Below are 9,959 nucleotides of genomic sequence, written 5' to 3'. Positions count from 1 at the left end.
CCACTGTGTTGGTTCTGAAACCACGAACAGCCCCACGTTTCACAGAGCGTGGTGTGGCAAGGTTCGACAGTTTCATAGTGTTTCGGTGGTCATAGCGTGAGGGAAACGCCCGGTTACATTCCGAACCCGGAAGCTAAGCCTCACAGCGCCGATGGTACTGCAGGGGGGACCCTGTGGGAGAGTAGGACGCCGCCGAACAATTCTTCCAAAAAGGTCGGATCCTGAACTTCGGTTCGGGGTCCGACCTTTTTACGTTCTGCTTAACTTGGAGTTCACGTTGCGCGCCGAGCATCCAGCACATGGGTACTGCTGCAATGCTCAGAGCCGCCGGCGTCGGAGTCGGTGACGAGGTCGTCGTACCGGCCTTCGGGAACGTCGAAGTCGCCGAGGCCGTGACCCTGGCCGGCGCGCTCCCCGTGTTCGCCGACATAGACCCGGTGACCTACTGCCTCGACCCCGGCGCTGTCGAGGCGGCCGTAACTCCGCGCACCGCAGCGGTCGTTGTCGTACACCGCTTCGGACGGTGGGCCGACGTGGGGCGGTTGCACGCGCTCGGGCAGCGGCACGAGGTGCTCGTGCTGGAGCAGGGCGAGTCCGAGGCGCCGTACGACGAGATAGCCCAGCGCCGGGAGCGGGCCGCCTACCTCGACGCCAAGCTCAAGGGCGTACGCACGCCGGACGGTGGCGACGGGCACACCTATCAGCAGTATGTCGTGCGGGTCCCGGGGAACGGCCGGCCCGACCGGGACGCCTTCGCGTTGGCCCTGCGGGCCAAGGGAGTCGAGTGCCGGGTGCCGGTCAAGACGCCTGTGCACCGGCTGCCGGAATTCCGTCGGTGTGTGTCACTGCCGGAGACTGAGCTGGCCGCCGACGAAACACTGACGCTGCCCGTGGACGCCTCGCTCACCAAGCGGGAGATGCAGCGGATCGTCTCCGCCTGCAACGCGCTCGGGGGACTCCTGCAGCCCGCCTACTGAGCGGGCACCGAACGAATTTGGGAACTCGGCCCTGATCGGGGTACAGTTTCTTTGTCGCCGCGAGGGAAACCTCGAAAACGACAGGCCCCTATAGCTCAGTCGGTAGAGCGTCTCCATGGTAAGGAGAAGGTCAACGGTTCGATTCCGTTTGGGGGCTCCAGCAAAAAAGGCCCCACCCTTTCGGGTGGGGCCTTTTTCGTGTCTCAGGCCTCCTTGTGGATTCCCGGGACGCGCATCGCCAGGATCGCCATGTCGTCCGACGGGGCGTCCGAGGCGAAGCGTTCCACGGCGCGCATGATGCGCGCGGCGACCGCGCCCGCCGTCAGGCCCGTGCAGGTGGTGAGGACGTCGGCTAGGCCGTCGTCGCCCAACATGCGCGTGCCCTCACGGCGTTCGGTGACGCCGTCCGTGACGCACAGCAGCACATCACCCGGGTCGAGGGTGACCGTCTCCTCGTGCAGTTCCAGGTCCTCGATCACGCCCAGCAGCGGCTGCGGCTCGGCGGCGGGCGTCACCGTGCCGTCCTGGCGCAGACGCAGCGGGAGCGGATGGCCGGCACAGACCACCTTCAGCTCGGCGCTGCCGTCCTCCCGCAGGCGCATCTCGCCGTAGAGGAGGGTCAGGAAACGGCTGCGGTCACCCTCGTCGAGAATGGCCGAATTCAGCCGCTGCAGGACCGCCGGTCCGGACAGGCCCTCGCGAGCCAGCAGACGCAGGGCGTGCCGGGCGAGGCCGGTGACCGCCGCCGCGTTCGGGCCCGTACCGCAGACGTCGCCGATGGCGAAGCCGTAGGCACCGTTGCCGATGGGGAAGAGGTCGTAGAAGTCGCCGCCGACTTCGTTGCCCTCGCCGGCCGCGCGGTAGATGACCTCCACCTCGACGCCGTCGATGTGCGGGGTACCGGGCGGGAGCAGGCTGCGCTGAAGGGCCTGGCTGATGGCCGTGCGCTCCGAGTAGAGACGGGCGTTGTCCAGGGCGAGGGCGGCCCGGCGGGACAAGTCCTCGGCCAGTTCCAGGATTTCCTGGCGGAAGTGTTCGTCGGTGGGCTTGCCGAGCACGAGCATGCCGATGACGCGGTTGCGGGCGACGAGCGGCAGGACGACCGTCTCGCCGCCGACCGCGGAGGCCGTGGCGAGGGTCGGGCCGATGCCCGCGGCGACCCGGTGCGTGGGGCCGCCGGCCAGGCCGAGGCTGCGCATCGAGGTGCGCAGGGCCGCCTGGTGCGCCACCTCGGCCGGGACGGTCCACACACGGGCGCCGGGGGTCGGTACCGGGTCCGGCGGGGCGATCTTCGACAGCAACGACTTGATGCCGTCGATGAGTTCCTCGTCCTCGTGCAGGACGTACGACAGATACGGCTCCGAGGCCTGGTCGGCGATGGTGTAGACGGCGCACCAGGTCGCCAGGGTGGGGACCGTCATCTGGGCCATCAGGGCCAGGGTCTGGTCGCGGTCCAGGGTGCCGGCCAGCAGGTCGGAGGCCTCGACCAGGAAGCTCAGGGAGCCTCGGCGCAGCCGCTCCAGCTCGCCCAGGCGGGCCGACTCGACGGCCAGGGCGATGCGGTCGGCGGCGAACTGCAGGCGCAGCGCCTCCTCGTTGGAGTACCGGCCGGGTCCCTCGGCCGCGACGCCGAGTGACCCGGTGAGCCGGCCCTCGACCTTCAGCGGGACCGTGACGACCGAGCGCATGCCGGTGCCGGACAGCAGGGGCACGGCTCCGGGTACGGCCGTGAGGTCGTCGTGGACGGCGGGCATGCGCGCGGAGCCGTAGCGGCCGGGGCCGGCCTCTACGGGCACGCGCGCGAAGCGCTGGCGGGCGGAGGGCAGGCCGGTGGAGGCGCGGACCTCCAGCTCGGTCTCGTCGTCGGTGGCCAACAGCAGGAACGCGGAGTCGCCGTCGAGCATGTCGCGGGCGCGTTCCACCGTGCGCTGCAGCAGGCCGTCGAGGTCGTCGGGGGCGGGGGAGCCGATGAACACCTCGAAGGGGTCGGTGTTCGGTCCGTCGGTGTTCTGGGCCTGGTCACCGGCCGGGACGCGCGGCGGGGTCTGGAGCACGGCGCGCTCGTGGTCGCGGACCAGGAGGCAGACGGTGGAGGGCTCGCCGCCGGTGTCGCGGACCCTGAGGTGGGAGGCGTAGACCGGGACCACCCGGCCGTCGGCGCCGCGGATCCCGTAGCTGCCCTCCCAGCGGGAGAGCTGGAGCGCCTCGGCGACGCCGGTGCTGGTGCCCGGGGTGTGCGGCCAGGCCGCGAGTTCGGTGAGGGGCTGGCCGACGACCTCGCCGGAGGCGTAGCCGAAGAGTTCCTCGGCGTCCTCGTTCCAGGAGGTGATGGCGCCCTTGCGGTCGACCTGGAGGACGGCGACGCGGACCCGGCCGTCGGCCATCGGGAGCAGGTCGGCGGGGAGCGACGGGCCGGCGGTGCGGGTGCCGACCGGGCGTTCGGGGAGGTTGAGCTGGAACCAGACGTTCTTGTGGGTGGGGGTGTAGTCGACGCCCCAGCGGGCGGCGAGTGCCGCGCACAGCTGCAGACCGCGGCCGCCCTCGCGGTCGGGGCTGCCCATCGTGGCGGTGGCGTTCTGCAGGGGGACCTCGCGCTCGGGGTAGCGGTCGGCGACCTCGATGCGCACGCCGTCCTCGGCGCGCAGGCACAGCACGTCCGCGTGTGTGCCCGCGTGGACGACCGCGTTGGTCACCAGTTCGCTGGTGAGGACGACGGCGTCATCGACGACATCGACGAAGCCCCAGCCCTGGAGGGTGTCGCGGACGAAGGATCGGGCGGTCGCGACCGATCGCCCGACGGGCTCGAAAGTGGCGGCCGCGCGCGCGGTGATCACAGAACTCCTCGGCCGGTTGTCGACGTGCAGGGCTGCGTGGCCGGCCGGCTCGCGCCGCTGTTGCGGCATCAGCTCGCCCGTCGGTTGTGGCTCCGGGGGCTGTCCCCCGGGGATGACTCCGGTGGTCATGGTCTGCGGCCGCCCCTCCGATGCCCGCTCGTGCTCGTGCCACCGCCCAGGCCGGTCGGACCGGTGCGGCTGGACAGCCGGATGCAAGGTTACTTACCTTCGCCGTCCGAGCGGATGCCGGTCGCAGGTGTTTACCCCCCAGGGTGTGCGGACGATGTGCGAAGCTGCCGAACTGTTATGGCCTGGTTCGGGCAGGGTGAAACACTGGGCAGGCTTCTGATGAAGGTCGGGTCGCGCTGCGTGTGTTCCGTGTACAGCGGGCAGCAGCCCCTGGTGTGGCCGGATCTCGTCTGGCAGAAATACGCAGCAGTAACGGGTACGCGGAAGTATCCGGTATGCCGGTGATCGGCAGGCCGGGCCGAAGCGGCCGAGCACGGCAGTAGCGGTCTACCCCTCCGGGAGGGACACAGTGGAGTCTGGCGCGGCGACGCGTGGCACGAAGACGCGCGCGAAAGGCGGACCGTCCCTGGGCAGGCGCGGCGGAACGACCGCCGTGGACACGGCCGCCCTGAACCGGCTGCTGGCGGCTCTCGTCGCGATGCGCGACGGGAACTTCCGCAAGCGGCTCACGGTCACCGGGGACGACGTGATGTCGGAGATCGCGGCCGTCTTCAACGAGGTGGCCGACCGGAATCTGCATCTGACCGGTGAGCTGTCCCGGGTGCGGCGCATGGTCGGACGTGAGGGAAAACTCACGGAACGGCTGGAGGCGGGGGCCTGCGAGGGCTCCTGGGCGTCCGCGATCGACGCCTCCAACGCGCTGGTCGACGATCTCGTCTGGCCGGTCTCGGAGGTCGGCCGGGTGCTCACGGCGGTCGCCGAGGGTGATCTGTCGCCGCGGATGGAGCTGCGGACGCAGGCGCCGGACGAAGGCACCGGGCATCCGCTGCGGGGCGAGTTCCTGAAGGTCGGCCGTACGGTCAACAACCTGGTCGACCAGCTGTCGACGTTCACGGACGAGGTCACGCGCGTGGCCAGCGAGGTCGGCACCGAGGGCAAGCTCGGCGGGCAGGCCAGGGTGCGCGGTATGTCGGGTTCGTGGAAGGACCTGACCGAGTCCGTCAACACCATGGCGAACCGGCTGACCGCTCAGGTCCGTGACATCGCGCTGGTGACGACGGCGGTGGCGCGTGGTGATCTGTCGCGCAAGGTCACCGTGCATGTGGCCGGCGAGATGCTGGAGCTGAAGAACACCGTCAACACGATGGTGGAGCAGCTGTCGTCCTTCTCCGTCGAGGTCACGCGGGTGGCCCGGGAGGTGGGCACCGAGGGCATCCTGGGCGGTCAGGCGCAGGTGCCGGGGGTGGCCGGCGTGTGGAAGGAGCTGACCGACTCCGTCAACACGATGGCGGGCAACCTGACCGCGCAGGTGCGGGGGATCTCGCAGGTCACGACCGCTGTCGCCAATGGTGACCTGTCGCAGAAGGTGACCGTCCCGGCGCGCGGGGAGGTGGCGCAGCTCGCCGAGACGATCAACCAGATGACCGAGACGCTGCGGATCTTCGCCGATGAGGTCACCCGGGTCGCGAACGAGGTCGGTGCGGAGGGGCGGCTCGGCGGCCAGGCGAATGTGCCCGGTGCCGCCGGTACGTGGAAGGACCTGACGGACTCCGTCAACACGGTCTTCCGGAACCTGACCATTCAGGTGCGTGACATCGCCACCGTGACGACCGCCGTGGCCAGCGGTGATCTGTCGCAGAAGGTCACGGTCGACGTGGCGGGCGAGATGCTGGAGCTGAAGAACACCGTCAACGGGATGGTGGACCAGCTGTCGGCGTTCGGTGCCGAGGTGACGAGGGTCGCGCGGGAGATCGGTGTCGAGGGTGAGCTGGGCGGTCAGGCACAGGTGCCCGGTGCCGCCGGTGCGTGGAAGGACCTGACCGACTCCGTCAACACCGCATTCCGCAACCTGACCGGACAGGTGCGCAACATCGCCCAGGTGACGACGGCGGTGGCCAACGGCGACCTGTCGCAGAAGGTCACCGTGGACGTCTCCGGCGAGATGCTCCAGCTGAAGAACACCGTGAACACCATGGTGGACCAGCTGTCGAGCTTCGCCGACCAGGTCACGCGGATGGCCAGGGACGTGGGTACGGAGGGCCGCCTCGGCGGTCAGGCCCGGGTGGACGGCGTGTCGGGCACCTGGAAGGAGCTGACGGACTCCGTCAACTTCATGGCCGGCAACCTGACCTCGCAGGTGCGGCAGATCGCCCAGGTGACGACGGCCGTGGCGCGCGGCGACCTGTCGCAGAAGATCGACGTCGATGCGCGCGGCGAGATCCTTGAGCTGAAGAACACGATCAACACCATGGTTGATCAGCTGTCGGCCTTCGCCGACCAGGTGACGCGGGTCGCGCGTGACGTGGGCACGGAGGGCCGGCTCGGCGGTCAGGCCCAGGTGCCGGGTGTGGCCGGTGTGTGGCGTGACCTGACCGACTCGGTGAACGGCATGGCCGGCAACCTCACCGCGCAGGTGCGCAACATCGCGCAGGTCGCGACCGCGGTGGCGCGCGGTGACCTCTCCCAGAAGATCACCGTGGACGCGCGCGGGGAGATCCTGGAGCTGAAGAACACCCTGAACACGATGGTGGACCAGCTGTCGTCGTTCGCCCAGGAGGTCACGCGGGTGGCCCGTGAGGTGGGTACGGAGGGCATCCTCGGCGGTCAGGCCGAGGTGCAGGGCGTCTCCGGCACCTGGAAGGACCTCACGCAGTCCGTGAACTTCATGGCGAACAACCTGACCATCCAGGTGCGCAACATCGCCGAGGTCACGACGGCGGTCGCCAAGGGCGATCTGTCGAAGAAGATCACTGTTGACGCCAAGGGCGAGATCCTTGAGCTGGTCACGACGGTCAACACGATGGTTGATCAACTGTCCAGCTTCGCCGAGCAGGTGACCCGGGTGGCCCGCGAGGTGGGCACCGAGGGCATCCTGGGCGGTCAGGCGCACGTGGCGGGTGTCACCGGCATCTGGAAGGACCTGAGTGACAACGTCAACCTGATGGCCAACAACCTGACCATGCAGGTGCGGAACATCTCCCAGGTGGCCGCGGCCGTCGCCAACGGTGACCTGACGCGTCAGGTGACGATCGAGGCGCGCGGCGAGGTCGCGCAGCTCGCCGACACCATCAACATCATGGTGAAGACGCTGAGTTCGTTCGCCGACCAGGTCACCAAGGTGGCCCGCGAGGTGGGCACGGACGGCATCCTGGGCGGTCAGGCGCACGTGCCGGGTGTGGCCGGCACGTGGAAGGACCTCACCGAGTCCGTGAACGGCATGGCGTCCAACCTGACCGGTCAGGTGCGCAACATCGCCATGGTCACCACGGCCATCGCCAAGGGTGACCTGACGAAGAAGATCGACATTGACGCCCGCGGTGAGATTCTTGAGCTGAAGACGACGATCAACACGATGGTTGATCAGCTGTCCAGCTTCGCGGAGGAGGTCACGCGCGTGGCCCGCGAGGTGGGTACGGAGGGACAGCTCGGCGGCCAGGCACGCGTGCGTGACGTCGACGGCACCTGGCGCGACCTCACGGAGTCCGTGAACGAGATGGCCGGGAACCTGACCCGGCAGGTGCGTGCCATCGCGCGCGTGGCGACCGCGGTGACCCGCGGTGACCTGAACCTGAAGATCGACGTGGACGCCTCCGGCGAGATCCAGGAGCTGCAGGACTACATCAACAAGATGATCGCCAACCTGCGCGACACCACGATCGCCAACGAGGAGCAGGACTGGCTCAAGGGCAACCTCGCCCGTATCTCCGGACTGATGCAGGGACGCCGGGACCTGGAGGACGTGGCCTCGCTGATCATGAGCGAGCTGACGCCGGTGGTCACCGCGCAACACGGAGCGTTCTTCGTGGCGATGCCCCTCATGGAGGGCAAGGACGCCCATGACGGCGAGGAGACGTACGAGCTGCGCATGCAGGGCTCGTACGGCTACTCCATGGGCTCCATGCCGACGTCGTTCAGGCCCGGTGAGGCGCTGATCGGCACGGCTGCCCAGGAGAAGCGCACGATCCTGGTGGAGCGGGCGCCGAGCGGCTATCTGAAGATCTCCTCCGGGCTCGGCGAGGCCCCGCCCGCGCAGGTGATCGTGCTGCCGGTGCTGTTCGAGGGCAAGGTGCTCGGAGTGATCGAGCTGGCCTCCTTCACGCCGTTCACGCAGATCCAGAAGGACTTCCTCAACCAGATCGCCGAGATGATCGCGACGAGCGTCAACACCATCTCGGTCAACACCAAGACCGAGCAGCTGCTGAAGCAGTCGCAGGAGCTGACCGAGCAACTCCGTGAGCGGTCCGCCGAGTTGGAGAACCGGCAGAAGGCCCTGCAGGCCTCAAACGCCGAACTGGAGGAGAAGGCCGAGCTGCTGGCCCGGCAGAACCGCGACATCGAGGTGAAGAACACCGAGATCGAGGAGGCCCGGCAGGTCCTGGAGGAGCGCGCCGAGCAGCTCGCGGTGTCGATGCGCTACAAGAGCGAGTTCCTCGCCAACATGTCGCACGAGCTGCGTACGCCGCTCAACTCGCTGCTGATTCTGGCCAAGCTGCTCGCCGACAACGCCGAGGGCAATCTCTCGCCGAAGCAGGTGGAGTTCGCCGAGACCATCCACGGCGCCGGCTCGGATCTGCTCCAGCTGATCAACGACATCCTCGACCTGTCGAAGGTCGAGGCGGGCAAGATGGACGTGTCGCCGACCCGGATCGCGCTCGTGCAGCTCGTGGACTACGTGGAGGCCACCTTCCGCCCGCTGACCGCGGAGAAGGGCCTGGATCTGTCCGTACGGGTCTCTCCCGAGCTGCCCGCGACCCTGCACACCGACGAGCAGCGGCTGCTGCAGGTGCTGCGCAATCTGCTGTCGAACGCGGTGAAGTTCACCGACTCCGGCTCCGTGGAGCTGGTGATCAGGCCGGCCGGCGGGGACGTACCGATGGGTATCCGGGAGCAGCTGCTGGAGGCCGGCTCGCTGTCCGATCCGGCGGCGCCGCTGATCGCGTTCTCGGTGACGGACACCGGCATCGGTATCGCGGCCAGCAAGATGCGGGTGATCTTCGAGGCGTTCAAGCAGGCGGACGGCACGACCAGCCGCAAGTACGGCGGCACCGGTCTCGGCCTGTCGATCTCCCGGGAGATCGCGCAGCTGCTCGGCGGGGAGATCCACGCGCAGAGCGAACCGGGCCGCGGCTCGACGTTCACGCTCTACCTGCCGCTGCACCCGAGTGAACTGCCGCCGCAGGGCTACCAGCAGTCCGTTCCCCAGCTGGAGGCCGGTGAGCTGCTGGCCTCCGAGGCGCAGGAGTCCTCGGAGCTGTCCGCCGTGGAGATCGAGACCCCGGCCGAGGTGAAGTCGTACCGGGAGACGCAGAACGGTCCCGCGGCGCTCTTCCGCCGCCGTCGGCGGAGTCTGCCGCAGGGCGAGCAGCGGTCCGAGCAGTGGGCGGCGGCGCCGGAGCAGGACAGCGCTCCGCAGTCCGCGCGCGCGGTGCGGTTCGGCGGCCAGAAGGTGCTGATCGTCGACGACGACATCCGTAATGTGTTCGCCCTGACCAGCGTCCTGGAGCAGCACGGCCTCTCGGTGCTGTACGCCGAGAACGGCCGCGAGGGCATCGAGGTGCTGGAGCAGCACGACGACGTGGCGGTGGTCCTGATGGACATCATGATGCCGGAGATGGACGGGTATGCGACGACCACGGCGATCCGCCGGATGCCGCAGTTCGCCGGGCTGCCGATCATCGCGCTGACCGCGAAGGCGATGAAGGGCGACCGGGAGAAGGCGATCGAGTCCGGCGCCTCCGACTATGTGACCAAGCCGGTCGACCCGGATCATCTGCTGGCGGTGATGCAGCAGTGGATGGGCGGGAAGTGACGAGACCGGCACTCCGGGATGTGAACACCCGGGGAACCCTCGATGTGAACACCCGGGGAACCCTCGGCGTGTGTCGGGAGTTGCCCACTTGAGGTGAGCGCGAACGTACGGCTTAAGGTGGCTGAGCACGTATGGGAACGGCGGATTCCG

3 protein-coding genes, 1 tRNA gene and 1 rRNA gene are annotated in these 9,959 nt (G+C 68.7%); 4 read left to right on the top strand and 1 reads right to left on the bottom strand.

What is annotated here, in order from left to right; translation table 11 throughout:
* Positions 1–81: 81 nt before the first annotated feature.
* From rrf to IE277_RS24780, 3 genes are all read left to right on the top strand, one after another.
* Positions 82–198: ribosomal RNA gene (gene rrf / locus IE277_RS24790) — 5S ribosomal RNA — on the top strand.
* Positions 199–314: 116 nt separating this feature from the next.
* Positions 315–977, top strand: coding sequence for a DegT/DnrJ/EryC1/StrS family aminotransferase (locus tag IE277_RS24785; protein ID WP_189955901.1), 663 nt, complete (start codon positions 315–317; stop codon positions 975–977).
* Positions 978–1,061: 84 nt separating this feature from the next.
* Positions 1,062–1,137, top strand: a tRNA-Thr gene (locus IE277_RS24780).
* 43 nt (positions 1,138–1,180) lie between these two features.
* Here IE277_RS24780 and IE277_RS24775 read toward each other — a convergent pair.
* Complete coding sequence (locus IE277_RS24775) at positions 1,181–3,940, bottom strand: SpoIIE family protein phosphatase (RefSeq protein ID WP_189955892.1); 2,760 nt, start codon at positions 3,938–3,940, stop codon at positions 1,181–1,183.
* A gap of 409 nt (positions 3,941–4,349) precedes the next feature.
* On the opposite strand from IE277_RS24775, the gene IE277_RS24770 reads away from it, so the two are divergent.
* Positions 4,350–9,809 (top strand): HAMP domain-containing protein, encoded by a 5,460-nt coding sequence (locus IE277_RS24770; RefSeq protein WP_189955891.1) that lies wholly within the window; start codon positions 4,350–4,352, stop codon positions 9,807–9,809.
* The last annotated feature ends 150 nt before the right edge of the window (positions 9,810–9,959 follow it).

It is taken from the genome of Streptomyces alanosinicus, assembly GCF_014650595.1.
Classification (GTDB): Bacteria; Actinomycetota; Actinomycetes; order Streptomycetales; family Streptomycetaceae; genus Streptomyces; species Streptomyces alanosinicus.
Note: the sequence above shows the minus strand (reverse complement) of the source record. Positions and strands in the feature narration are given on the sequence as shown.

Coding starts and splice junctions, on each gene's coding strand:
- IE277_RS24785 (WP_189955901.1), top strand. CDS start 315: ATGCTCAGAGCCGCCGGCGTCGGAGTCGGTGACGAGGTCGTCGTACCG.
- IE277_RS24775 (WP_189955892.1), bottom strand. CDS start 3,940: ATGACCACCGGAGTCATCCCCGGGGGACAGCCCCCGGAGCCACAACCG.